We start from the raw sequence: 24,159 nt of genomic DNA on the forward strand, positions 1-24,159 counted from the left end.
GCAAGGGTCTTGCCGCAACAGGCGAGCAAATGGCTGACGGGAAAGCGATACGTTCACGCTATTTTCGCGGCCGTCCGAAGCAGATGAAATAGGTTGTTGGCAACCTTACGCAGCGTTATTCTAGCAGTTGAAGCTTCGTTGCCTCAAGGACGGCAAATGAGAGGGGCTCATGTCATCGCTGGCGGGCACGGCCGGTCGCGCATTGCCGCAGGTCGTTGAGGCGATCTACGATTCGATTGCCGACGTCGACCGCTGGCAGGCGACACTCGAGGCCATCTGCAATCTGGCGGAAGGCCAGCTTGCCATGCTCGCCGTCATCGACACGATCAGCAGCTCCGCGCGATTTTCGGTGTCCTGCGGCGATCCCGCAGTTCTTGAGCCGTTGAAGCATGACTACGGCTCGCAAGTGCCGTTCTATGCGGCGGTTCCCAAGATGGAGATCGACGTGCCGTTCACCGTCGATTCGATCTACGCTTTGCAAGGCCCGGATACGCGACAGAGATGGCTCGAAAGCCGCATCGTGCGCGAATGGGTGCAACCCAACCGCCTGGACGATTTCTTCTGGGTGGCGTTGATGAAGCGGCCGACCCGGATCGGCACGTTGATGGTGGTGACCGACAAGGACAGGCGCCAGATTTCCCGCGAGGATCTCGAGCTTGTCAGCCTGCTGGCACCGCATGTGCGGCGCGCGGTGACCATCGGCGACCTGTTCGAAGCCGAGCGGCGCAAGGCGGAAATCTTCCGTTCCATCATCGAAAGCCTCGACCATCCGGTGCTGATCGTGGCCGAAGACATGACCATCATCTTCGCCAACCCGTCAGCCGAAGCGCTGCTCGCCGAAAACATCTCGGTCGCTTGCGTGCGCGGACAGCTTTCCTTCACCTATGCCAACGCCAACGCCGCAATCGGCCGTGCCGTCCAGCTCGGCACGCGCGACGAATTCGCGCTCGGACCTTGCGGCATCAACATTCCCCTGGCCAGGACGGTCGTTCCGGCAGTGGCCCATGTCATGCCGCTGGCGCGGCGTGAAATCTCGGCGCGCATCTCGCAACGCGCCGCCGCAGCGATCTTCATCGCCGCGGCCGGTTCGACACCGACCCCGGCGCTGGACGCCATTGCGGCGCTGTTCGGACTGACCGCGGCAGAAAGGCGAGTCGCCGGTCACGTTGCCGCCGGCCGGACGCGAAAGGAAATTGCCGCGGCCGGCGGCGTCTCGGACGGCACCGTCAAGTCGCAGCTGGCGACGATCTTCGACAAGACCGGTACCGGCGATCAGCGCGAGCTCGAACTGTTGATGCGCGAATTGTCACCGCCGTTGCGCTCCAGTTGATTTTGCTCAGGTTCCCCGGACCGGCAGCGGTCCAAAAGACTCGGCCGGTAAGTTTTTCAAACCTTTGACACCATCGTCCGCAAAATCTGGGAAACGAAACCGGCATCGTTGCAATTCGGCCAAAATCATGGTGCGGTCGTTTGCGGTCCAGAGACGCGGCACTATGCTCGGCTGGAATGAAAATGGTTTCTGGCGCGGATCTCGATCTTTGACACCGACATCTACCGAGCGGCTGCTCCCCTACCTCTTTCTGCTTGGGCTGATCGTAATCGCGGTCGCTTTCCGGCCACTGCTGCCCGTCGACGAAACGCGATATCTCAGCGTCACCTGGGAAATGTATCTGAGCGGACAGATCTTCGTCCCGACGATGAATTTCGCGCCCTATCTGCAGAAGCCGCCACTGCTGTTTTGGCTTATCGACCTTGTCTGGAACATTTTCGGCGCCAGCCGGCCGGCGGCGATGCTGGTCATCTTCGCCGCCTCCTCGCTCGTCATCTGGCTGACGACAGCGTTGGCAAAGACCCTGTTTCCGGGCCGCGACGACATCGCTCGGCGCATCCCCTGGCTGGTTGCCGGAAGCAGCGTGTTCGTCATCTATTCGACGCTGATCCTGTTCGACCTGTTGCTGACGGTCTTTGTGCTCGCCGCGCTGTTGTCGTTGATTGCCTTTGCCCGCAGCGGCAACCGCTGGCAGGCCGTTCTGGCCGGGCTGTTCATCGGCGCGGGCGTGCTGACGAAAGGCCCGGTGGTGCTGATCCATATCGGCGCGCCCATCGTGTTCTACCCGTTCTGGCGCGACCGGCGGGCGGGACTGACGACACCGAACTTCCTCGCTGGAGTGGGCCTGGCCCTGCTCGCCGCGCTGATTCCGGTGGCGATCTGGCTGGTGCCGGCGACCATCCTGACAAAAGGCAATTTCGTCTACGATCTCGTCTGGAACCAGTCGGCGGGGCGTGTCACCGGCAATTTGCGCAATTCGCATGGCCGGCCGTTCTATTTCTATCTGCTGCTGCTGCCCGTCATGTTCATACCGTGGGTCTTCATACCCGAGGTGTGGCGGTTGAAGCTGCCCACGCGGATACGCAGCCTGATCGACGCGAAGTCGCCGGATCTGCGCGCCTTGCGCCTGCTGTCATTCTCGTTCGTTGCCGTGTTTCTGGTATTCAGCGCGATATCCGGCAAGCAGCCTCATTATGTCGTGCCGATGTTGCCGTTCGTGGTCATCCTGTTCGGCTATTTCATGGCGGAGATCCCGCTCGCCAGGCTGAAGAGCTCGGCCATCGTCATGCTTGTCATTTTCGGCATCGGCCACGCGGTGGCATCGGCGACCGCGTTCAAACGCTATGATCTGACGCCGCTCGCCAACTTCATCGACGAGCGAAAGGATGCGGACTGGGCCGTGGCTTTCGACTATCAGGGCGAAGTCGGCTTCCTGGCCCGGTTGCAAAAGCCGTTCGAAAGCACCGACAAACCGGAAGAATGGCTTGGCTCGCATCCCAGCGGCTATGTCATCGACAAGGTTTCCAAGGATCCCGGCACTGCAGGGCAAATCGCGTTCCGGCTTCGCGTCGAACGCGGCTATCTCGTCGTGCTGAAGGGACAGCATTGACGATCGTCACCGGTATGCGAGTTCGTCCCCCGCGCGGGAGATGAAGGCGTTGCTGCTTCGTGGTTCCATCGCTCGATAGAACCGGGAGGTATTCATGCGCAAGCTCATCTCGACGACGCTTTTTGCCGTGTCGCTCGCTGTGGCCGGCCTTGCCGCCGATCCGGCATGGAGCTTCAAATGTCAGTCCGGAACGATTGGGCAAGGCAGTTGCTCCTGCTCCGGGACCGCCGACTGCACCGATATGCGGCATTCCAAAATGTGCAAGGGCGACCTGAACTGCGGTTCGGGCAAATGCTCCTGCACGGCCGCATTGGTAGTCGACCCCGGCCCGAAAACCCCCAAGCCCAAGGTCGTCGCGCCGATGGCGACAACCAAAGGCGTCGTGAAGCAGTAGATATCCAATCCGAAAGGACGGCGGCTCGACGTCGCTGGGCCGGCCCGATGTTTCGCGGTTCGTCCCCCATGCGGGCGATGAACCGCTGTCGAAGAAATGGTGTTGTCTAGCCGGAGGGTGGTTTCCAACCGAAAGAGCGAGGATACCATGTTGAAAACCTGCACGATGCTGTTCTTCTGCCTGATGGCGGCCGCCGCGGCCGCCCAGCCGCCGCCGTCGGGGCCGCCGGTTCCCAGTGCGGCACTTGCCCCATGCAACGCCACACAATCGAACAGGCCCTGCAAAGCCGAACTCGGCGTGTTCCTGATCACCAACACCGTCCGCAACTTGGCGCAAGCCAAGGTCGACGCCACCAACGCACAGCTGGCCGCCCAGGGACGATCGTCACGCGCATCGATCGAATCGCTGAAGCAATGGCGGCCGTCGCGCTTTGCGACGCAGATGCTGAACCAGCCGAACAGCTGGTTTGTCAAAGTTCCTTACATCCTGACCATCAAAGTCTCGATCCCGGTGACCTCCGACCGCCACATCGGCATTCCCATAGACGTCAACGTCTTCTGCAGCGGCTGGCAGACCGATTCCAGCCAGGTCATCATCCGCTCGCAACCCGGCCCGGCGAGCTTCGAGGGCGGCAACATCCTCGAAGACGTTTTCAACGTCGGCAATTACATCGACGCTCAGGTACGCAGCTCGTTTTCGGCACCTCTGCCGGTGACGACGCCGGTTCCAAATTCGAAATGCTCGGCAATAGACGGCTCCGATGCCGGCACACAGGCCACCGGCGATGATCTCATCTTCTGGACGGTGCCGCGGCGCAACCTGGTGGTGACGGACGCCATAGCCAAGCCGACGGTTGAAGTGACCTTCGACAGCCTCACACGCCTGCCAGCCCGCGACTTCCACAACAATATCGTCTATGCGGAATCCGAGGCCATAAACCTCAACGTCTATGCCAATGAGGATGGCCGTCAGAAGGCGCTGACGATGCGCGAAGGCGACGTGGCTGCGCTGAACGTTCCCGCAGTACGGCTGGACGCGCGAAAATACGATTCGCTGGTCGTCATCGGCAATGTCGACCAGCCGCCGAACGACCCCAGAGACAGCGCCTTCGCAGTAGCGGCCAAGACTGCGGGATTCGGTGCCGGTTCCAAGATCATGCAGATCCCGAAGTGGTATTCGAGGCCGCCGGACCAGTTCAATCCCAAGCCTACATGGATCAGAGTTCCCGGCTATGAGCTGCACTATACGGTACGCTATCTCAACAGCGGCGGGCTGGCCGTCGATGGTGGAACCAGTACGGTCCGGCCTCCAAAAGTCGCTGTTCCGATAGAGACGCTCATCAAGCCGAAAACGCCCTGACGCGGCCGCTCGCGGATGACGGCGGCGGTTCAGACCGCAACCGCCTTCCCCCGCGCGGCAGATGCGGCAGCACCGGCATCATGGCCTGATCTTGCCGGAACAAACGCGCCGCTGCGCCACGAGCGAGCGGCGCCATCGATGGAGACAAACGATGCAGCACCTTCCCCTCACCATGCCCGCCGTCCGGATCATTGCGGCAATCTCGCTGCTTGCCTTCCCGACCTTCCTGCCGCCGGTCACGAGCCCGGCGAACGCGCTGCCGGTCAGCCAATCCTGCCGGATCACCACCTATTACAAGACTGCGGCAAAGGCGACGGAGGTTGGCGTGCGCTCGACGTGCCAGGGCGTCAAAAAATGGGGCGTCACCTCGAAATATTACGAGGTGGAAAAAATCGAAGCCGCCACGCCCCCGCACACGTCGGGCGGCCGCGGCAGCCTGCCGTGCGAGTTTCTCGCTGCCGGCTGCTCCAACCTGCCTGAGAAACGCAACTGAGCGCCAGGCAAACGAGCTAGCCGATCGCCTTCTCCAAAACCAGCGCCGGCAATCCCGAGGCGCCGCCGCAATCGGCCGTGTTGCCGGCGGGCAAGAACCCCCTCGAGCGGTAGAAGGCGACAGCCGGAGCATTTGCTTCCTCGACCTCGACACGCAGCGTCCGGGCCTCCGGAAAGCTGGCCTCGATCTCGTCCAGCAGCGCCTGGCCGATGCCTTGCCTCTGCCAGGCCGGATGCACGTAAAGCTGGTTCAGCATGACGATCCTGGCATCCGTGGTAGCGGCGGCGAAAGCCATGCCGCCGATGTTTTTGCCGTCGTCGGCGACCAGGAACTCCGAGTTGGGCCGCATCAGCCGTGCTTTGAGCGCGGCGACAGAATGCCATTCATCGGTGATTTCGGTGACCCGCGGCCCGCCGTAGATGGCTTCATAGGTGGCATGCCATGTCTCGACCAGCAATGCGCGCACCGCCGCAAGATCGCGCTCGCCGGCGGTGCGGACGAACATCCTACTCGATCCCGAGCCTGGCCTTGACCAGCTCGTTGACCGCCTGCGGGTTGGCCTTGCCGCCGGTCGCCTTCATCACCTGGCCGACGAACCAGCCGGCCATGGTCGGCTTGGCGCGCGCCTGTTCGACCTTGTCCGGGTTGGCCGCGATCACCTCGTCGATCGCCTTTTCGATGGCGCCGGTATCGGTGACCTGCTTCATGCCGCGGCTTTCGACCAGCTGACGCGGATCGCCGCCCTCGTTCCAGACGATCTCGAACAGATCCTTGGCGATCTTGCCGGAGATGGTGCCTTCCTTGATCAGATCGATGACCGCGCCGAGCTGATCGGGCGAAACCGGAGCATTTTCAATACTCTTGCCGGCTCTGTTCAACGCACCCAGCAAATCGTTGATGACCCAGTTGGCGGCAAGCTTGCCATCGCGACCAGCGGCCACCTTCTCGAAATAGTCGGCGACCGCCTTTTCCGATACCAGGATCGAGGCGTCGTAGGTCGACAGGCCGAGCGAGGTGATCAGCCGCGCCTTTTTCGCGTCAGGAAGTTCCGGCAGGTCCTTTGCCAACTCGTCGATATAGGCCTGGTCGAATTCCAGCGGCAGAAGGTCGGGATCGGGGAAATAGCGGTAGTCGTGCGCTTCTTCCTTGGAACGCATCGAGCGCGTTTCTCCCTTGTTGGGGTCGAACAGCCGCGTTTCCTGGTCGATCTTGCCGCCGTCCTCCAGGATGGCGATCTGGCGGCGCGCCTCGTAGTCGATGGCCTGGCCGATGAAACGGATGGAGTTGACGTTCTTGATCTCGCAGCGCGTACCGAATTCGCCGCCGGGCCGGCGCACCGAGACGTTGACGTCGGCGCGCAGGGAGCCTTCGTCCATATTGCCGTCGCACGTGCCGAGGTAGCGCACGATGGTGCGCAGCTTGGTGACATAGGCCTTGGCTTCATCGGCGGAGCGCATATCCGGCTTGGAGACGATCTCCATCAGCGCCACGCCGGAGCGGTTGAGATCGACATAGGACATCGTCGCATGCTGGTCGTGCATCGACTTGCCGGCGTCCTGCTCCAGGTGCAGGCGCTCGATGCCGACCTCGATGTCCTCGAATTCGCCCTGCCGGTCCGGGCCGACCGAGACGATCACCTTCCCCTCGCCGACGATCGGCTGCTTGAACTGCGAGATCTGGTAGCCCTGCGGCAGGTCGGGATAGAAATAGTTTTTCCTGTCGAAGACCGATTTGTGGTTGATCTCGGCCTTCAGGCCCAGCCCGGTGCGGATCGCCTGCTTGACGCATTCCTCGTTGATGACCGGCAGCATGCCGGGCATCGCCGCGTCGACCAGGCTGACATTGGCGTTGGGCGCGGCGCCGAAAATGGTCGAGGCGCCGGAAAACAGCTTTGCCTGCGAGGTCACCTGCGCGTGGACCTCGAGGCCGATGATGATCTCCCAGTCGCCGGTGGCGCCGGGAACCAGGCGCTTGGCGTCGGGCGTGCGGGTGTCGATAATGCTCATAAGGGCCTGCATACTGAAATTGCGGATATGCGAGAACGCATATTTTGCTGTGCAACTTCGCTAGTGCAAACCGCCAAAAGAGACAAGCGCAAAGCCGCAGGCGCCGACGCGGCACAGGCCCGCACCTGCCGCGACGAACTGCGATAGCAGCTTGAAAAATCGACCTGCCGGCAACCCGGCCGCCGTCACCTATGCCGTGGCGATATAGGCCCTGATCTCCTCGGCCTCGCGCTCGACATCCTCGATGCGCCGCTTGACCACGTCGCCGATCGACACGATGCCGTCGAGCAGCCCGTTCTTTTCCACCGGCAGATGGCGGAAGCGGCCCTTGGTCATGATCTCCATGACCTCGTTGACGGTGTGGTTCTCATTGCAGATCTTCACCTTGGGCGTCATCGCCGAGCGGACGGCAAGGTCGAGCGCCGCCGCCCCCTCCTTGGCGAGAACCCGCACCACATCGCGCTCGGAAAGAATGCCGACGATCTTGTGATCGCCGTTGGTGATGACCAGCGCGCCGATCCTGTGTTCGGAAAGCATGCGGATGGCTTCGCTGAGCTTTTCGTTCGGCCCGAGCGTCACCACGTCGTGGCCTTTTGCCTCGAGAATTGCCTTAACAGTCATGGCGTCCTCCTCTGCATTTCCTGCCGGCTCCTGCCCTGGCCGGCTTGCCCTGGGATGAACATGGTGCGCCGCGAACGGTTGCATTTCAAGTGCGGCCGTCTCAGGTCTCCGGCTCGTCCGCCTGCCGGGGCACCTGCTCTCGCCGATCAAAAAACCGCAGGCCGAAAAAGCCGGCAAGAAAGCCGCCAATATGGGCTTCCCAGGCGATCTGGCCGTCAATGCCAGGCGCCAGGCCGAAGAGGCCGGTCGCGAGGTTGATCACCATCCACATGGCGAGAAAGGTGACGACGCCGCGCGAGCGCAGCACCGCCGCCATCGGCAAAGGCTGGCCGGCGAAGGCGGCCTTGCCCGACGATCGGTCAATGCGGAAGCCGTAGCGTGCCGCCGCGCCCATCATGCCGGAAATCGCGCCGGAGGCGCCGACCAGCGGCGCCTCGCCAAGCGGGTGCATGGCCCAGAACAACGCCACCGCCGCCAGTCCGGTCGCGGCGAAGAACAGGCTGAAGCGCAGCGCGCCGAAGCGGTTGGCCAACGGTGAGCCGAAGGCCGCGAGCCACACCATGTTGATGGCAAGATGGGCAAAGCCGCCATGCAGGAAGGCATAGGTAAAGGGGCTCGAAAACGCGAAGAAATCCAGATCGAAGCGGCCCGAATAGCGGATGGGGACAAAGGCAGCCCGGACAAGCAGTTCGAAGTCCTGGTCGTCGGTCAGCCAATAGACCCGGATCAGATGGACCGCGACGCAGATGCCGATCACCGCCAGCACCACGGGCGGCAGGTTGAACACCGGTTCGCGGCGCTGCTCCGGTTCGCGGGCGGCAGGCCCACCCTGACCCTGCTCGATCTCCGGTGGGCTTTCTGGGTCGCTCATATGGCTTGCACTCAGTCGCTGGATTGGACTTGGCGAGCATGTAGATCACGGCCAACCGAATCACAAACGGCGAATCAGCAGCCCCGAATCAAAAAAAGAAGCCGTCCAAGGTTTCCCTTGAACGGCTGGTCGAGCCCCCTTGCTCCCCCTGAACTCTTGACTGAAGTGCTGCCGATCGTCGCAAAACAACCGCTTCTGGAGTGGTTTTGGTGTGCCACAGGCCTGGCCGGCGCGCAACGTAAACCAGTTGTTAACCTTAACCGCCCCGACCCGTGAACAAGTATTAACGATGCTGGCACGCATCCTGCTCCGCAACGCATGTAGGTCTTCGGAGGGCGCCCTTCTGTTCACCGATGGGACATCAGAAGACAGAATGCGCGGAGCAGCATTAGCATGAACCAGACCGGATCGATCACGCTGTTCCATTATTGGAACCGGTTGCGTGACGGACGCCCTGCCCCGAAGCGCTCGGAAGTCGAACCCGCCGACATCAAGTCGCTGCTGGCCGACACGTTCATCCTGGAAAAGGACACGCGCGGCGAAGCGGTGTTCCGGCTCGCCGGCACCAGGCTCTGCGCGGTCTATGGCCGCGAACTCAAGGGGTTTTCATTCCCTTCGCTGTGGCGCGAGAAGGACCAGCGGCTGATCTCGAAGCTGACCGATGGCGTCTTCGACCTGAAATCGGTGGTGCTCATCACCTACGAGGGTTTCAGCCGCAGCGGCCGTTCCAACAGGTTCGAGCTGCTCGCGCTGCCGCTCGACGGCGGTGTCGAGAGCCCGCGTTGCCTCGGTGTTATAAGTGCCGTCGAAAAGCCCTTCTGGCTGGGCGCCGACCCGGTTCTCGACGCGCTGATCGATTCGATCCGCGTCGTCGATCCCGACAAGGAGCCGATGTTCCCGGGGAACCGGCCGGCGATAGAGGTTCCCTCGCTCGCCCCGTCGGAATTCGACCCGCCCGAGACGATTTCGGCGCTCGGCCAGGCCCGCCGCATCCGTCACCTGGTCGTCTTCGACGGCGGACGCGAGGAATGATGCCCAAAGCTTAAAGCAACAGCGCCGGGCTTTCCCCTTTGTTAACCTGCTTTGTTGTAGTTTTCCGCTGAAATTCCCCGCATCCATGCGCGGAATGCCGAACGGGGTATGGCAGTGATGAGGTCAGCGGCGGTCGACCATGCGCCGTCCCAAGCTGAAAGGCGTAACTTTCAGCGCGTCCGCGTGAAAATTTACGGACGTTTCATGCTCGAAGACCGCACCGAACATCCCTGCCAGGTGGTCGACATGTCGCCCGGCAACGTCGCGCTGCGCACCGAGCGCGCCGGCCTGGCTGGCGAAAAGGTCATTGCCTATATCGATCACATCGGCCGCATCGAAGGCGTCATCACCCGCACTTTGCAGGATGGCTTTGCGATGACCGTCATCGCGTCGGACCGCAAGAGGGACAAGCTCGCCGCGCAACTGACCTGGCTTGCCAACAAGCACGAGCTCGACCTGCCGGAAGACCGCCGCCATGAACGCGTCGCACCGCGCAACCCGACGAGCGTGCTGCAGCTTGCCGACGGGCGCCAGTACCAGTGCCGCATCATCGACCTGTCGCTGTCTGGCGCGGCGATCGAGATCGACGTCAAGCCGGCCATCGGCGTCCAGGTGACGCTGGGCACCATGCGCGGCCAGATAGTGCGGCATTTCGAAGATGGCGTCGCCATCGAGTTCGCCGTCATCCAGCGGCCGGAAACGCTCGATACCGAATTCAGCTCGTCGCGCGGCTGACGCGGAAGCGTCAGCACTATAGGGAAGAGAGAGGCTGGCGATCCTTCGCGCCCCCCTCTGTCTTGCCCTCTTTGCCACCACTTGGCATCTCCCCCACGAGGGGGAGATCGGCTTTCAAAACGGCTTTCACCAATCTCAAGCGTCGCAGGAATGAGCGGGACGCCGGAACTGCCAATCTCCCCGCTTGTGGGGGAGATGTCCGGCAGGACAGAGGGGGGCGCTGTCCCGCTGTCGCGGATGCACCCAAAGGGCACCCTAACAATTCTATATTCAATTGTGTCAAATTTTATGTTTATTCTATTGGCGTTTTACTTAATGTCTACTTCGCGCTTTTGCGTCAAATAAATCCAGCCGTGTCATTGTCTCCTCAAACGGGGAGACTGAATAATGAACAGGATGAGGGGCAAGCTGTTGCTGGCGGCAATAGCGATGCAGCTTTTCGGTTGGGGGACTGTAAACGCGGCGGAGCCGGCCTTCATGCACACCGGCGGCCGCACCACGCAGCCGGTCGGACACTACGAATTGTGCCAGCAGCTTCCGCAGGAATGCAATCAGAGGACGCCTGGCCGGGCACCCGTCGAGCTGACCCGCAAGCTGTGGACGACGATTGTCAAGGTCAACAATTCGGTCAACAGCAGGGTCGCGCCGCGCACCGACATGGAGATGTGGGGCAAGGAGGAAGTCTGGTCCTTTCCCAATAGCGGCTTCGGCGACTGCGAGGACTATGCGCTGGAAAAGCGCCGCGAGCTGATGAGCATCGGCGTGCCGGCCGGCGATCTGCTGATGACGGTGGTGCGCCAGCGCAATGGCGACGGCCATGCGGTGCTGACCGTGCGCACCAGCCTTGGCGAGTTCATCCTCGACAATCTCCAGCCCAAGGTGCTGTCCTGGACCAATACCGGCTACACCTACCTGAAGCGCCAGTCCGAGCGGAATTCCGGCGCCTGGGTGACGATCAACGACGGCCGCTCCGACGCGGTCGCCAGCGTCCGCTGAGGACGCCAAGGCATGTCGCCCAAAAGCGCGTAGCGGTTTTGGGATAACGACATGCATAGAGCAGAGGTTAAGTGCGTCGCATGACTTCGCGCTTTAGGAGAAACCCGGTCGAGTCCCCACCCTCCCCGTCCCCAACGACCGGGTTTAAGGAGCCGGCCCCGTCCCCGGGCCGGCTCCACCATTTCTGGCGGAACGCATCTCGATAAAGTTATCTCGGCTTTGCCTCCAACTGCGCTTCGTCATCCAAGCTGTCTCACGATCGTTTGTGGGATACGAGCTCCCGTTTGCCGTCGAAACGCTGTTACTTGCCCCTGATACGGAACGCGTCGACAAAGGCGGAAAACGCCGGAGAGGGATGGCGCCGGCTTGGATAGTACAGGTGGTAACCCTGGAACGTTGGGCACCATTTGGTGAGGACTTCCTGGAGAAGGCCACTCTCAATGTGTGGAAGGACGAGTTCGCGCGGCAGATAGGCCAAGCCCACTCCGTCAAGCGCGGCCTGGATCGCCGGCCCCATATTGTTAAGCGTCAGTTGTCCCTCGACCCGAGCATTGAACTCGCGCGCTCCTTCCCGCAATTCCCAGGCATAGACCGATCCTGACGTCGGCAGCCGGTAGTTGATGCAGTTATGGTCGGTCAGCTCCTGCGGCGTCTCCGGCGGTGTCCGGTGGGCGAAGTAATGGGGTGAGCCGACCACAGTGTAGGTCACGTCGGCTCCGATGCGCACGGCTACCATATCCCGGGCAATGGACTCGCCCAGACGCACGCCGGCATCGAACTGGCGCTCGACGATGTTGGTGAAGGCGTTGTCGACCACCAACTCGACATTGATATCGGGGAAGTCGCTCAGGAACTTTGGCAGCCGGGCGCGGAAGACAATGTCGACCGAATCATCGGTGCACACCAGGCGAATGTTGCCGGACGGCCTGTCGCGAAGGACGCCGAGAGCGCTGACCTCAGCCGCGATGCCTTCGAAATGCGGTTCGATGCCTTCCTTGAGGCGTTGACCGGCCGCCGTCGGGGCCACGTCGCGCGTGGTGCGAGACAGAAGACGGACGCCAAGCCGCGACTCCAGCGACTTGATGGTGTGGCTAAGGGCCGAAGGAGTGACCCCGAGCTTGGCGGCTGCTCGGGTGAAGCTCCGCGTCCGGGTGATCTCCAGGAACGCGCGCATTTCGGCGAACTCGTCGCGTGGCATTGATGAGCCTCATTCACAACCACATCAAAATTATACCCGCTAGTCGCATTTGGCCAGCCCGACTACTTAGTTCGGGAACGGACAGGAGACTGCCTTATGACCATCGATTTCGTGCTGGACGGGGCCACTGCTGCTGACAGCGGGACGACCCCATGGTCTGCGGTGGTCTGCCTGTCGCTGCTGACCTTCCTTCTGGTCGGACTGGAGTTCCTCCCGGTGAGCCTGCTCACCCCGATCGCTCAGGATCTGGCCGTCTCCGAGGGTCAGGCAGGCCAGGCAATCGCGGTATCCGGATTCTTCGCCGTGGTTACCAGCCTCTTCGGCAACTCGCTGTTGCGAAACGTCGATCGACGGACGGTGGTTCTGGTCTATACGGCAGTGCTGGCCGCATCGAGCCTGGCGGTGGCGCTTGCTCCCAACTTCCTGGTCTTCCTGGCCGGGCGGGCGCTGGTGGGCATCGCGATCGGCGGTTTCTGGTCACTGTCGACGGCCATTCTGGCCCGCCTGGCCGCGGGACCCGACCTGCCCAAGGCCATTGCCTTGCTCCAGGGTGGCACTGCCTTCGCATTGGTGATCGCCGCGCCCGTTGGCAGCTTCCTCGGATCGCTGATCGGATGGCGGGGAACGTTTTTCGTCACTGTCCCCATCGGCCTTGCGGCGCTCGTGTGGCAGTTGGCCGTTCTCCCGAAGATGCCGCCGATAGAGATCGCCTCGGTGTCGAGCATGTTCGGCCTGCTGCGGAATCGCAGATTCGCCATCGGCATGGGCGCGACCGGGCTCGCTTTCATCGGGCAGAACGCGCTCTCGATCTATCTGCGGCCGTTTCTGGAAAACGTGACGGGCCTTGAGGTCAACACCCTCTCACTGGCTCTATTGGGCGTCGGCCTCGGTGGCGTGGCGGGACTGTCGATTGTCGGCTTCATACTCCGGCGGCACCTCACAGCCGTGCTGATCGGGCTGCCGAGTGCACTCGCGGTCTTCGCTCTACTGCTGATTGCCTTTGGACCGTTTGCACGCGCCACGGCCGGCCTGCTGGTTCTTTGGGGACTGTTCGCTACCCCGATCCCGGTGGCGTGGAACACCTGGATGAGCACGCTCATCCCTGAAGACCTGGAGGCCGGGGGCGGACTCCAGGTCGCCCTGATCCAGTTCGCGATCGCAGGCGGCGCTATTGCAGGAGGCCTGCTGTTCGACGTGGCCGGCTGGTGGAGCGCCTTCCTTCTCGCCGCCGTCCTGCTCACGGGATCGGCCTTGCTCGCCGCCTCGGCCGGCCCCCGCACCTGAACTCTTTCAATTCTTGTCAAGGAGAATCTCATGTCCGAAGGAATCGAGAACAAGGTCGTCGTCATCACCGGTGCCAGCAGCGGCCTCGGTGAAGCGACGGCACGCCATCTTGCCGCACGAGGCGCTTCCGTGGTCCTGGGTGCACGGCGGTCACACCGCATCGACGCCCTTGTCCAGGAACTGACCGCCGCTGGGCACAAAGCCAAGGCCGTTACTACGGACGTCACCGACGCCGGCCAGGTCCAGAACCTGGTGAACACGGCGGTCCGGGAATTCGGCCGCATCGACGTGATGCTCAACAATGCGGGCCTCATGCCGTTGGCCCCGCTCGAACGGCTCAAGGTCGACGAATGGGACCGGATGATCGACGTCAACATCAAGGGCGTCCTTTACGGCATCGCGGCCGCGCTTCCGTACATGAAGGAGCAGCGATCGGGGCACATTATCAATGTCTCGTCCGTATACGGCCATGTGGTCGACCCGGGTGCGGCGGTCTATTGCGCCACCAAGTTCGCGGTGCGTGCGCTATCCGAGGGTCTGCGGAAAGAGGTGAAACCCTACAATATCCGCACCACGGTGATCTCGCCGGGCGCTGTCAGCACAGAGTTGCTCGAGCATATCAGCGAGAAGGATATCCAGCAGGGGACCAGGGACTTCGTGAGCAAGATCGCCGTGGGGCCAGATACGTTTGCCCGAACGGTCGCCTTCGCGATCAACGAGCCCGACGACGTCGATATCAACGAGATCTTGTTCCGGCCGACCGCCCAGCCGGTTTGACTTGGAAGGGGTTATGCTTCGGTATCTCAAGGCGCGGCTCCGCCATTTCCGGGTCGGCTAGACCTTCTTCAGCCCCGCCCTGAACCGCCTGCCGTTTGCCACATAATGCGCGGCCGAGGCGCGCAGCCTGGCGACTGCGTCCTCGTCGAGCATCCTGACGACGCGCGCGGGCGAGCCGACGATCAGCGAATTGTCGGGAAATTGCTTGCGTTCGGTGACCAGCGCGCCGGCACCGACCAGCGAGTTGTTGCCGATCTTCGCCCCATTCAGCACGATGGCGCCCATGCCGATCAGGCTGTTGTCGCCGATCGTGCATCCGTGCAGCAAGGCACGGTGGCCGATCGTGCAGCCTTGGCCGACGGTCAGCGGAAAGCCGGCGTCGGTGTGCATGATTGTGTGCTCCTGCACGTTTGTGTCGGCGCCGACGACGATCGGCTCGTCGTCGCCGCGGACGACGACGCCGAACCAGAAGCCGGCATTGCGGCCGATCCTGATATTGCCAATCAGCGTGGCGTCGGGCGCGATCCAGTTGCTGTCGGCGTCCTCGAAGGCGGGCGCTTTTCCGTCAATCGCGTAGATCGGCATTGCTGTCTCCAGATCGTCTCACACCGACAAGCTGCCAGACCCTAGAAGCGAAGCCGCCCAGGACGCAATGGCGATCACCACCATCCCCAGCGCCAGCGCCCAGATGGTCGCCGTACAGCCGCAGGAGATCAGCCCCAGCACCGAGATGCGACGCTCGCGCCAGGCGTCCAGCGCCTCGTTGGCAAACATCAGCGGCCCGGCGCAAGCCGTCGCGGCGAGCGAGCGCAGCATTTGCTTCGACGATACATAGGGTTGGACGAAGGCAAGCCTGCGGCCGGCGATCAGCTCCATCGCCGATCCGGCCAGGCCGCAAGCCGTCAGCCCAGCCATAAAACTGAATATGATTTGTTCGACCGGGCCCATCTTTACCCTCCGTTTACCATGAAATTGCACAGTCGCCCGCAAAGCTGCGAAGCAAGAGCCGTGCCGCGTCGAGATGTGCCGTTCAGGCACACCCGTTGGACGGCAAACGAGGGTCGCGATGAAGCAGGCAGCCGCCACTGAGGGCCCGCAACTCAGCGTCGTCGATTCGACGCTGATGAGGCGGGTGTTTTATGCATTCGCGACGCTGGCGCTGGTTTCGGTGGCGATCAGCCTCGGCGGCAAATGGTTCGGCCGCTCGATCGCCATGGCCGGGTACACCGACGACACCACGGTCCACAGGGTCGTCATCGGCAACAACGTCATTGCCGTGCCGGCCAATGTCATCCGCTTTGCCCAGGCCCGGCGCGACGGCATCGCCTCGCGACTCGACCTCTATCTGCGCTATCCCGAGATGGACGGCTACAGCGAGGCTGCCCGCAACGACTTCAACCACACCGGACCCAGCAAGGACATCGTCTTCCTGTCGTTCGAGCCGCAGATGATGTCGCGCGACATGAGCGGCCGCTTCGCGCCGATCTACAGCGCGCTGATCGCCAAGCCGGGTACGCCCGGCCCTGGCGGCACCACGCTTTACGCCTTCAGCGAAAAATCAGGCTATCTCAACGAAGTGCTGGCGGTCGCCGATCGCCCCGGCAAGGATCCGTTCGTCGCACGCTGCCTGAGCGGCCCGAGCGCGGACGAATCGCTGGCGCCCTGCGAACGCGACATCCTGGTCGGCGACAATCTCAGCCTCACCTACCGCTTCCCCCGGGGATTCCTTGGCGACTGGCAGGGGCTCGACGCGGCGATTTCTGCCGAAGCAGCGCGTGTGCAGAAGACCGGGCGATAAGCAACGAAACGAGCCGTTCCGTAGCGATCCTTCGCGCCCCTCTCTGTCCTACCGGACATCTCCCCCACGAGGGGGGAGATCGGCCGTCATCTTGGCTTTCGCCAATCTCCAATGTTGCAGGAAGAGCGCAGCGCCGAGGCTGCCAATCTCCCCCTTCGTGGGGGAGATGGCCGGCAGGCCAGAGGGGGCGCTGTCCCACCGGCGTCCTGCAAGGTTCCGTACCGCCGCAGCACTTGAGGCGTAGCGGCCAGCTAAACTCCCAGCTCAGGCCAGATCGATGTCGAGGATCGCCATCGAGAAATTATAGTCCCCATCGTCCTCGTCCTTGAAGACGATGCCGAGGAACTCGTCGCCGACATAGACCTCGGCCGAATCTTCCTTGCGCGGCCGCGCCTTCACTTCGAGTTTAGGGTTCTGGAAGGTGCGCTTGAAATAGGCGTCCAGCTTTCTGATTTCGTCCGGCTTCAACAGTCTTCTCCGATCGTCGGCTTCTTCGTTTGAGCGCGCTTCTGGCACGTCGACAATGGCCATGTAAAGGCAAGCCGGCGAGAGAACACGGGCAATCGCCTCAGGTTTGCGCTGCGGCGCCGACATCGACAGTTGATCCGACGCGACAAGCCCCTGCCCGAGCACTCAGATGTCGAAGCTGACGACGTGGTCCATCGTCTGCGATGGCAACAGCTGGTCCATCTGCCGCGAAGGCTGGTCGCAGCCGGTCTCGCCGACGACGCGGGCCGGCACGCCGGCAACCGTCTTGTTGTGCGGTACCGGCGACAGCACCACCGAGCCGGCCGCGATCTTCGAGCAATGGCCGATCTCGATGTTGCCGAGGATCTTGGCGCCGGCGCCGATCAGCACGCCGTAGCGGATCTTGGGATGGCGGTCGCCGCCGGCTTTGCCGGTGCCGCCCAGCGTCACGCCGTGCAGGATTGACACGTCGTCCTCGATCACCGCCGTCTGGCCGACGACGAGGCCGGTGGCGTGGTCGAGGAAGATGCCCTTGCCGATGCGGGCAGCCGGATTGATGTCGGTCTGGAACACCGAGGACGACCGGCTCTGCAAATACAGCGCGAAGTCCTGACGGCCCTGGTTCCACAGCCAATGCGCCAGCCGGTGCGTCTGGATGGCGTGAAAACCCTTGAAGTAGAGCACCGGCATGATGAAGCGGTCGCATGCCGGATCACGGTCGTAATAGGCCTGGATATCGACGCGCACCGTCGTCGACCAGTCCTTGTCGTCGGCCGCCATCGCCTTGAACGTCTGGCGGATGAGGTCGGAGCCGATGTCCTGGTGGGCGAGGCGCTCGGCCAGCCGGTGAATGACCGCTTCTTCCAGGTTTTCCTGATTGAGGATGGTCGAATAGAGGAACGCCGCCAGCAGCGGATCGCGGTTGACCGCTTCCATCGCTTCGTCGCGGATCGAACGCCAGATCGGATCTACCGGCTGCACCCTGGTGGGACGGGAAATCGTAACGCTGTTCATCTGATGTCTCCGGCCATCCAATGTCTCGGCCATCCAATGTCTCGGTTGGCGGCTTGCCTATTCTCCGGCCGCACCTATAAGCCAGATCATAGCACGGGTGAACTCAATTTTCCTTAGTGCTTCGTGAAATGGATTTGGTTGGCGGAATTTCAAGCAGCCATGGAAAACGCAACCTTGATGGACGAGACCCTGAAGCGCGAGCTTTCCGCGCTCTATGAGGCCGAAGATCGCCACTACCACGACCTTGGCCACATCGAGGCGATGCTGGCACTGGCCAATGATTACAAGGCGTTGCTGCATGATCCTGAAGCAGTCGAGGCAGCGATCTGGTTTCACGACGCGATCTACGACAGCCGCGCCAACGACAATGAGGCGAGGAGTGCCGCACTTGCCGAGGAAAAGCTCGCCGGTCGCGCCGATGCACAACGCCTCGGCCACATCGCCGCGATGATCACTGCCACCGCCGGCCACGAATTGCCGCCCCTTGGCGACCAGCATTCGGTTCGCGACGCGGCGCTGTTCCTCGACATGGACCTGGCGATCCTGGGTGCTGCGCCCGAGGCGTTCGACGCTTATGAACAGGCGGTCCGCCGCGAATATAAGTGGGTCGATGAGCCGATGTGGCGGGCCGGCCGTGCCGCAGTGCTAGAGGGCTTCCTCGCGCGTCCGCATATCTTCCACAGCGAGGAATTCCGCCGGCGCTTCGAAACCCAGGCACGGCATAACATGGCGCGCTCGCTCAGGGCGCTGGGGCACAGCCCGCGCCGATCGTAGCCCGACGCGTCGGCCACTTGCGTCCGGAAGATCTGCCCGAAATCACGTAAACGCGCCTATGGTCGATGCCATGGCCCACAGCATAAACACCCCGGCGGCAAGCGACGCGCCGTTGACCACGATGCCAGCCAGGCCGAGCAAACGATTGTCGTTTGGACGACCCAGCGCCATCAGCCCGAAGACCGCGCCGGTAAGATGCGCCAATGGCCCGACCAGGAAAAATACCGCCATGAAGAAGCCTGTCACACTGTGCTGGATAAGCACGGACGCGTCGCTCGGCATTGCCATCAACGCGGTGATCGCCATCGCGCCTGCCACCAATGCAGCCAGCGCTAGAACAACGGACCATTCGCCGAACCTGCTTTTCGCAACGACGCCCAGCAAAGCGGCGTCGCTTCTTCCCCATTGTGCCATCGTACCCCCTGCCCCTCGTTCAGCGCGTGGCGGGTTTGAACCGATCCACGCGTCACGCTTAGTTACTCCCGTATCGTTGCAAAACCGCTAAGAACCCCAGCTTCAGGCCCAATGGCCGCTTTTGGGCAGCCATCCATCAAAACCGATGCTCGGCATAAAACTCCAGCACGCGCTGCTTGAAGGTCTTGTCGCCGACCGCCAGCATATGGTCGCGGCCTTCGATGTGAAAAGCCCTGGCGTTCGGCATCAGGGCGGCGAGTTCATCCGGCGAGCCGCCGATGTCGTCCTTGGTTCCCACCGCAATCAAGGTCGGCTGGGCAATGCGGGCAATGTCGGCCTCGCTCAGCAATTCGCGCGAGGTGGCGATGCAGGCGGCGAGCGCGCGGCGATCGCTGCGGGTCTGATCGGCGAAGGCGCGGAACGAGCGGCCGCGCGGATCGCTGGTGCCTGACGGATCGTCGGCCAGAAGGGCGTTGGCTATCGGATCCCAGTCGCCGACGCCGTCGACCATGCCGATGCCGAGACCGCCGAAGACCAGCGTCGCCACCTTATCCGGGTCGGAGAGCGCCAGGAAGGCCGATATGCGCGCGCCCATCGAGTAACCCATGACATGAGCGCGTTCGATGCCGAGATGGTTCAAAAGCGCTGCCGCGTCCGACGCCATTTTTGCCGGCGTGTAGTCAGCTTCGTCATAGCTCTTCGACGACGAGCCATGGCCGCGATTATCGAAGGCGATCGCACGATAGCCGGCGTCGTTCAGCGTCTTGAACCAGCCGGGTGACACCCAGTTGACGTAATGGCTCGAGGCAAAGCCGTGGATCATCAGCACCGGATCGCCCTGCCCCGATGCCGGCTGGCGGTCAAGGAAAGCAAGGTCGAAACCGTCATGTGAGAAGAACTGCATCGGCTGAAGATCCTGCCCGCTCAGTCGGAATCGACACTCGGCGCATCGCCCTTGTCGGGCGGCGGCATGGCCGGCCCCGGCGCCGTGCCGATGGCCGGATGGCGCAGCAGGTCGCCGTCCTTAATGCCCTTTTTGGCGGCCGTGCCCGCCTTGAGCTCGAGCACGAAGCGCACCGGTTCGTCCGGCGAGATGATCGCCTCCGACTGCGGCTCGCCTTGCTCGATCGCCCGGATCCGGCCGTCCTGTCCGACGAAGATCAGGTCGAGCGGCATCGGCGTGTTCTTCATCCAGAAACTCACATCCTGCGGCGCGCCGAACACGAACAGCATGCCGTGATTGTCGGCCATGTGCCGGCGGAACATCAGCCCGGCTTCGCGCTCGGCGGGCGTGTCGGCGATTTCCACGGAAAAAGAACGCTCGCCGGCCTTCGTCACCGCGACCAGCGGCGCCGGGTCGACGGGAAGGATCATCGCCTTGCCGTCGGCGGAACTCGGTTGCTGAAAATAGAAGAACGCACTTGCGGCGACGATGAGGAAAATCCCGGCGCAGAGCGCGCCCGCCGTCAGCCGGTTGCTGTGAGCCATATGAAATCCTCGGCCGGAACTAATGCGAGACCGGCAAGGTACCCATATCGGGGTGAATTTCGGCAGCCATAAGGCCTTTGTCGCCGCGTCCGAAGCGGACCAGCACCACCTGGCCCGGCCGGAGTTCGGTGATGCCGTAGCGGCGCAGCGTCTCCATGTGGACGAAAATGTCCTCGGTGCCCTCGCCCCGGGTCAGAAAGCCGAACCCCTTGGTGCGGTTGAACCATTTGACCAGCGCCCGTTCGAGGCCGCTTTCCGGCGTCACCGCGACATGGGTGCGCTGCTCCTGCAGCTCCGCCGGATGCACCGCCGTGGTGACATCCATCGAGAGCACGCGGAAGGCCTGCAACCCGCGCTCGCCCTGCTTGACCAGGCAGACGACACGGGCGCCTTCCAGGGCGGTCTGAAAACCGTCCTTTCGAAGGCATGTCACATGGAGGAGGATGTCGCCCGAAGTACCATCATCGGGAAGGATGAAACCGTAGCCCTTGGCCACGTCGAACCATTTGATGGCGCCGGCGATTTCGATGAGATCGGCCGTATCGGCGCTCTCATCCCGCTTCAACGCATCGTTACCGGCCCCGTCCCGCCCCATGAAAGAGGCCTTTTCCCCCATAAGAACGCCCCCTTTTTTCAACAAACACCGCAACTGATTCTTGGTGTCAGATTAACACCGCGGCTTCCGGTGTGTGCAAGACCTGACGTGCCTTTTTTCACGGTTCCGTACAGGAATAGCGGATTTGCCGTTTGCCGGCGCCGGCAAGCGTGGCCAATTGCCCTTTGGCCGGGCCGCCCCTATGTTGCGCCGCAACGCAACATAAGGAGGAAATCATGCGCTATCTGCACACCATGGTCCGTGTCGCCGACATCGATGCTTCGCTCGATTTCTACTGCAACAAGCTTGGCCTCAAGGAAGTGCGCCGCCATGAAAACGAGCAAGGCCGCTACACGCTGATCTTCCTTGCCGCCCCCGAAGACGAGCAAAGCGGCATCAGCGAGAAAGCGCCGCTGGTCGAGCTGACCTACAATTGGGACCCGGAAGACTACAAGGGCGGCCGCAATTTCGGCCATCTCGCCTATGAGGTCGACGACATCTACGCCACCTGTCAGCGGCTGATGGACAAGGGCGTTACCATCAACCGGCCGCCGCGCGACGGCAACATGGCGTTCGTCAAATCGCCGGACGGCATCTCGATCGAGCTGTTGCAGAAAGGTCCGGCCAAGCCGAAGGCCGAGCCGTGGGCGTCGATGCCGAACACCGGCAGCTGGTAACCGATCACGCCATCTTGAACGGACGCAGGCGGGCCCTGGTTCGGTTTTCGCGTCCGCATTCCCAAGGAGAATTCATTCATGCCGGCCAGCCATGTCGACGTCGCCACCGAACACGCCAGCCGCTATCTGCAGCAGCTGTGCAAACATTGGGCGCACAAGTTCCCCGTCGAATTCGACCCGAACCACGGCACCATCGATCTGACGCTCGGCCGCACGGTTCTCGATGCCGACCCGGCTGCGCTGCACATTGCCGTGACGACCGATGAAGCCGGGTCGCTCGAGCGCCTGGAAACGGTCGTCGCCGAGCACATCAAGCGCTTCGCCTTCCGTGAAGAGCTGGCATTCGACTGGAAACGCGCTCCGACCGCGTAGACGACCTGTCAACCGCCGGCCTTGGCCATGTCCAGCAGCATCAGCACGGTGCGCCAATTGCGCGCCGTGCCCGGCACCTTCAGAACGCGCGGAATTTGATTGGCAAACACGGATTTGCCGAGCCCGTCAGGCGCATGCAGGTAGAGCACGTCGCCCTTGATCTCGAAGCGTTCTGGCCCGGTGCATTTTTCCGCCAGCCGGGCGACCTCCTCGGCGGTCGGCCGGCGCTCCAGCGCATAGGCATGCAGCTTGGTCGGCTCGCCGGCCACTTCCGGATAGGGATTGTCCGCCGCCAGCCGCTCGAGCCAGCCGAGATCGCGCACCATGATGCGTGAATGGAACCCCCATTTCTTCTCGAATTCCGCTTCCAACCGCTTGGTCAGCGTCGCCCCATCGCCATCTGGCGACCGGAACACGGCGTTGCCGCTCTGCACATAGGTGGCGACATCGGAGAAGCCGAGCTGCTCCAAAAATGACCTGAGTTCCGCCATCTTAACGATGCGGTTGCCGCCGACATTGATGCCGGAAAACAGCGCGATAAAATCCTTCGCCGGAGCGTTCGGAAGATCGTTGCTGCTCATATGATGAACCCGGCGAGCGTCTCGTTGTCCGTGATGTCCTGGTAATGGACGCTCTCGGCGTCGAAATTCGCCTTGAGCAGGTCGAAATTGCGGCGGTCCTTGGTTTCGATGCCGATCAGCACCGAACCGAAATTGCGCGCCGATTTCTTCAGATATTCGAAGCGGGCGATATCGTCGTCGGGACCCAGCAATTCGAGGAAATCGCGCAGCGCGCCGGGCCGTTGCGGGAAGCGGATGATGAAGTATTTCTTCAAGCCCTCGAACCGCAGCGCCCGTTCCTTCACATCCGGCAGCCGCTCGAAATCGAAATTGCCGCCCGACACCACGGCAACGATGGTCTTGCCCCTGATTTCCTTCCTGGAAAAATCCTTGAGCGCATCGATCGCCAGCGCGCCGGCCGGCTCGAGCACGACGCCTTCGACATTGAGCATTTCGATCATGGTCGCGCAGAGCCGGTTTTCCGGGATCAGCCGCACGGTGTCGGTGGCAAACTCCTTCAGGTGGCGCAACGGCTCGCGGCCGATCTCGGCCACTGCTGCGCCGTCGACGAAATTGTCGACCTTGGCGAGCTTGATCCGCTTTCCGGCGGCAAGGCTCTCGCTCAAACTCGGGGCGCCGGCCGGCTCGCAAAAGACGAAGCGCGTTTCGCGGTGCTGGTCGGCGAAATAATGGGTGACGCCGGCGGCCAGGCCGCCGCCGCCGACCGGCAGCATGACGATATCAGCCATGCGCGCGCCGGGCATCTGGCCTGATATCTCATAGGCGACGGTCGCCTGCCCTTCGATGATGTCCTTGTGGTCGAACGGCGGCACCATGTGGGCGCCGGCAGTTTCGGTGAATTCAAGTGCCGCGCGGTAGCAGTCGTCGAAGAAATCGCCGACCAGCCTGATCTCGACGAACGCGCCGCCGAACAGCCGCGTCTTGTCGATCTTCTGCTGCGGCGTGGTCACCGGCATGAAGACGACGCCCTTCTTGCCGAAATGGCGGCAGACGAAGGCAAAGCCCTGCGCATGATTGCCGGCCGAGGCGCAGACAAACAGCTCGGCAGCGTTGCCGGCGGCGAGCGTCTTGCGGAAGAAGTTGAAGGCGCCCCGGATCTTGTAGGAGCGCACCGGCGTCAGGTCCTCGCGCTTCAGCAGCACCCGCGCGCCGGTCTTCTTCGACAGATAGTCGTTTTCCTGCAGCGGCGTCTCCGGAAAGATCTCGCGGATCGCGGCAGCGGCGGCAGCGACGCGAGAGGAGAAACTGGTCATGGCTGGAGCACCCCACAGGC

Annotated in this window: 29 protein-coding genes; 14 read left to right on the forward strand and 15 right to left on the reverse strand. The window is 62.6% G+C overall.

Annotated elements, in window-relative coordinates:
* The first annotated feature begins 169 nt into the window (after nt 1–169).
* From NKJ81_RS19160 to NKJ81_RS19180, 5 genes are all read left to right on the forward strand, one after another.
* Entirely contained in the window at nt 170–1,330 is a 1,161-nt protein-coding gene (locus NKJ81_RS19160; RefSeq protein WP_352541376.1) for a helix-turn-helix transcriptional regulator, read from the forward strand.
* Between the two features lie 208 nt (nt 1,331–1,538).
* On the forward strand, nt 1,539–2,939 hold the full coding sequence (locus tag NKJ81_RS19165) for an ArnT family glycosyltransferase (RefSeq protein WP_352541377.1): 1,401 nt from the start codon (nt 1,539–1,541) through the stop codon (nt 2,937–2,939).
* Nucleotides 2,940–3,033: 94 nt separating this feature from the next.
* Complete coding sequence (locus tag NKJ81_RS19170) at nt 3,034–3,333, forward strand: hypothetical protein (RefSeq protein WP_352472757.1); 300 nt, start codon at nt 3,034–3,036, stop codon at nt 3,331–3,333.
* Nucleotides 3,334–3,480: 147 nt separating this feature from the next.
* Nucleotides 3,481–4,692, forward strand: coding sequence for a hypothetical protein (locus tag NKJ81_RS19175; RefSeq protein ID WP_352541378.1), 1,212 nt, complete (start codon nt 3,481–3,483; stop codon nt 4,690–4,692).
* Between the two features lie 151 nt (nt 4,693–4,843).
* Nucleotides 4,844–5,185, forward strand: a complete 342-nt coding sequence (locus NKJ81_RS19180) for a hypothetical protein (RefSeq protein ID WP_352541379.1) — start codon at nt 4,844–4,846, stop codon at nt 5,183–5,185.
* Between the two features lie 16 nt (nt 5,186–5,201).
* Here NKJ81_RS19180 and NKJ81_RS19185 read toward each other — a convergent pair whose 3' ends face one another.
* From NKJ81_RS19185 to NKJ81_RS19200, 4 genes are all read right to left on the reverse strand, one after another.
* A complete protein-coding gene (locus tag NKJ81_RS19185) occupies nt 5,202–5,690 on the reverse strand; it encodes a GNAT family N-acetyltransferase (RefSeq protein ID WP_352541380.1) in 489 nt (162 codons plus the stop codon).
* A 1-nt stretch (nt 5,691) separates the two neighbouring features.
* Nucleotides 5,692–7,191, reverse strand: a complete 1,500-nt coding sequence (gene gatB, locus NKJ81_RS19190; RefSeq protein WP_352541381.1) for an Asp-tRNA(Asn)/Glu-tRNA(Gln) amidotransferase subunit GatB — start codon at nt 7,189–7,191, stop codon at nt 5,692–5,694.
* A gap of 189 nt (nt 7,192–7,380) precedes the next feature.
* Nucleotides 7,381–7,812: a CBS domain-containing protein gene (locus NKJ81_RS19195; protein ID WP_023674810.1), complete on the reverse strand. Its 432-nt coding sequence runs from the start codon at nt 7,810–7,812 to the stop codon at nt 7,381–7,383.
* 100 nt (nt 7,813–7,912) lie between these two features.
* Nucleotides 7,913–8,683: a rhomboid family intramembrane serine protease gene (locus NKJ81_RS19200; protein ID WP_352541382.1), complete on the reverse strand. Its 771-nt coding sequence runs from the start codon at nt 8,681–8,683 to the stop codon at nt 7,913–7,915.
* Nucleotides 8,684–9,076: 393 nt separating this feature from the next.
* Here NKJ81_RS19200 and NKJ81_RS19205 point away from each other — a divergent pair, with 393 nt between their 5' ends.
* The 3 genes from NKJ81_RS19205 (at nt 9,077) to NKJ81_RS19215 (ending at nt 11,446) form a co-directional block, all read left to right on the forward strand.
* The gene (locus NKJ81_RS19205) at nt 9,077–9,715 is read left to right on the forward strand and encodes a PAS domain-containing protein (protein WP_023674809.1); all 639 of its coding nucleotides are present in this window, start codon (nt 9,077–9,079) and stop codon (nt 9,713–9,715) included.
* 117 nt (nt 9,716–9,832) lie between these two features.
* Entirely contained in the window at nt 9,833–10,450 is a 618-nt protein-coding gene (locus NKJ81_RS19210) for a PilZ domain-containing protein (RefSeq protein ID WP_352541383.1), read from the forward strand.
* Between the two features lie 396 nt (nt 10,451–10,846).
* The gene (locus NKJ81_RS19215; protein ID WP_352472794.1) at nt 10,847–11,446 is read left to right on the forward strand and encodes a transglutaminase-like cysteine peptidase; all 600 of its coding nucleotides are present in this window, start codon (nt 10,847–10,849) and stop codon (nt 11,444–11,446) included.
* Nucleotides 11,447–11,747: 301 nt separating this feature from the next.
* Here the strand turns inward: NKJ81_RS19215 and NKJ81_RS19220 are convergent, their stop codons facing one another.
* Complete coding sequence (locus NKJ81_RS19220) at nt 11,748–12,644, reverse strand: LysR family transcriptional regulator (RefSeq protein WP_352541384.1); 897 nt, start codon at nt 12,642–12,644, stop codon at nt 11,748–11,750.
* 96 nt (nt 12,645–12,740) lie between these two features.
* On the opposite strand from NKJ81_RS19220, the gene NKJ81_RS19225 reads away from it, so the two are divergent.
* Both NKJ81_RS19225 and NKJ81_RS19230 read left to right on the forward strand, forming a co-directional pair.
* Nucleotides 12,741–13,928 carry an MFS transporter gene (locus tag NKJ81_RS19225; RefSeq protein ID WP_352541385.1) on the forward strand — a complete coding sequence of 396 codons (1,188 nt, stop codon included), beginning with the start codon at nt 12,741–12,743 and terminating at the stop codon, nt 13,926–13,928.
* 30 nt (nt 13,929–13,958) lie between these two features.
* Complete coding sequence (locus tag NKJ81_RS19230; protein WP_352541386.1) at nt 13,959–14,705, forward strand: SDR family oxidoreductase; 747 nt, start codon at nt 13,959–13,961, stop codon at nt 14,703–14,705.
* A gap of 57 nt (nt 14,706–14,762) precedes the next feature.
* On the opposite strand, the gene NKJ81_RS19235 is transcribed toward NKJ81_RS19230, so the two are convergent.
* Both NKJ81_RS19235 and NKJ81_RS19240 read right to left on the reverse strand, forming a co-directional pair.
* Nucleotides 14,763–15,290, reverse strand: coding sequence for a gamma carbonic anhydrase family protein (locus NKJ81_RS19235; protein ID WP_352541387.1), 528 nt, complete (start codon nt 15,288–15,290; stop codon nt 14,763–14,765).
* Between the two features lie 18 nt (nt 15,291–15,308).
* On the reverse strand, nt 15,309–15,653 hold the full coding sequence (locus NKJ81_RS19240) for a DUF6949 family protein (protein ID WP_352541388.1): 345 nt from the start codon (nt 15,651–15,653) through the stop codon (nt 15,309–15,311).
* A 118-nt stretch (nt 15,654–15,771) separates the two neighbouring features.
* Between NKJ81_RS19240 and NKJ81_RS19245 the strand changes: the two genes are divergently transcribed.
* The gene (locus tag NKJ81_RS19245; RefSeq protein WP_352541389.1) at nt 15,772–16,503 is read left to right on the forward strand and encodes a hypothetical protein; all 732 of its coding nucleotides are present in this window, start codon (nt 15,772–15,774) and stop codon (nt 16,501–16,503) included.
* Between the two features lie 264 nt (nt 16,504–16,767).
* Here NKJ81_RS19245 and NKJ81_RS19250 read toward each other — a convergent pair whose 3' ends face one another.
* Together NKJ81_RS19250 and cysE are read right to left on the reverse strand one after the other, a co-directional pair.
* On the reverse strand, nt 16,768–16,971 hold the full coding sequence (locus NKJ81_RS19250; protein ID WP_023674799.1) for a DUF3126 family protein: 204 nt from the start codon (nt 16,969–16,971) through the stop codon (nt 16,768–16,770).
* Nucleotides 16,972–17,136: 165 nt separating this feature from the next.
* Nucleotides 17,137–17,985, reverse strand: coding sequence for a serine O-acetyltransferase (gene cysE / locus NKJ81_RS19255; RefSeq protein ID WP_023717455.1), 849 nt, complete (start codon nt 17,983–17,985; stop codon nt 17,137–17,139).
* A gap of 159 nt (nt 17,986–18,144) precedes the next feature.
* Here cysE and NKJ81_RS19260 point away from each other — a divergent pair, with 159 nt between their 5' ends.
* Entirely contained in the window at nt 18,145–18,759 is a 615-nt protein-coding gene (locus NKJ81_RS19260) for an HD domain-containing protein (RefSeq protein WP_352501631.1), read from the forward strand.
* Nucleotides 18,760–18,801: 42 nt separating this feature from the next.
* On the opposite strand, the gene NKJ81_RS19265 is transcribed toward NKJ81_RS19260, so the two are convergent.
* The 4 genes from NKJ81_RS19265 to NKJ81_RS19280 all read right to left on the reverse strand — a co-directional run bounded on the left by NKJ81_RS19265 (nt 18,802) and on the right by NKJ81_RS19280 (nt 21,256).
* Nucleotides 18,802–19,143 carry a hypothetical protein gene (locus NKJ81_RS19265; protein ID WP_352501630.1) on the reverse strand — a complete coding sequence of 114 codons (342 nt, stop codon included), beginning with the start codon at nt 19,141–19,143 and terminating at the stop codon, nt 18,802–18,804.
* 166 nt (nt 19,144–19,309) lie between these two features.
* On the reverse strand, nt 19,310–20,077 hold the full coding sequence (locus NKJ81_RS19270; RefSeq protein ID WP_352472740.1) for an alpha/beta fold hydrolase: 768 nt from the start codon (nt 20,075–20,077) through the stop codon (nt 19,310–19,312).
* 20 nt (nt 20,078–20,097) lie between these two features.
* Nucleotides 20,098–20,661 carry a DUF192 domain-containing protein gene (locus NKJ81_RS19275; RefSeq protein ID WP_352458459.1) on the reverse strand — a complete coding sequence of 188 codons (564 nt, stop codon included), beginning with the start codon at nt 20,659–20,661 and terminating at the stop codon, nt 20,098–20,100.
* Between the two features lie 19 nt (nt 20,662–20,680).
* On the reverse strand, nt 20,681–21,256 hold the full coding sequence (locus NKJ81_RS19280; RefSeq protein ID WP_352541457.1) for a cold-shock protein: 576 nt from the start codon (nt 21,254–21,256) through the stop codon (nt 20,681–20,683).
* Nucleotides 21,257–21,492: 236 nt separating this feature from the next.
* Between NKJ81_RS19280 and gloA the strand changes: the two genes are divergently transcribed.
* Entirely contained in the window at nt 21,493–21,933 is a 441-nt protein-coding gene (gloA, locus tag NKJ81_RS19285) for a lactoylglutathione lyase (RefSeq protein WP_352541390.1), read from the forward strand.
* A gap of 78 nt (nt 21,934–22,011) precedes the next feature.
* Nucleotides 22,012–22,305 carry a DUF2218 domain-containing protein gene (locus NKJ81_RS19290; protein ID WP_352472739.1) on the forward strand — a complete coding sequence of 98 codons (294 nt, stop codon included), beginning with the start codon at nt 22,012–22,014 and terminating at the stop codon, nt 22,303–22,305.
* A gap of 8 nt (nt 22,306–22,313) precedes the next feature.
* On the opposite strand, the gene NKJ81_RS19295 is transcribed toward NKJ81_RS19290, so the two are convergent.
* Both NKJ81_RS19295 and ilvA read right to left on the reverse strand, forming a co-directional pair.
* On the reverse strand, nt 22,314–22,886 hold the full coding sequence (locus NKJ81_RS19295; protein WP_352541391.1) for a DUF1697 domain-containing protein: 573 nt from the start codon (nt 22,884–22,886) through the stop codon (nt 22,314–22,316).
* The gene (gene ilvA, locus NKJ81_RS19300) at nt 22,883–24,139 is read right to left on the reverse strand and encodes a threonine ammonia-lyase IlvA (RefSeq protein WP_352541392.1); all 1,257 of its coding nucleotides are present in this window, start codon (nt 24,137–24,139) and stop codon (nt 22,883–22,885) included. Before ilvA ends, NKJ81_RS19295 begins: the two co-directional genes overlap by 4 nt.
* Nucleotides 24,140–24,159 lie beyond the last annotated feature (20 nt).

Source organism: Mesorhizobium sp. M0018 (genome assembly GCF_040323955.1).
Lineage (GTDB): Bacteria > Pseudomonadota > Alphaproteobacteria > Rhizobiales > Rhizobiaceae > Mesorhizobium.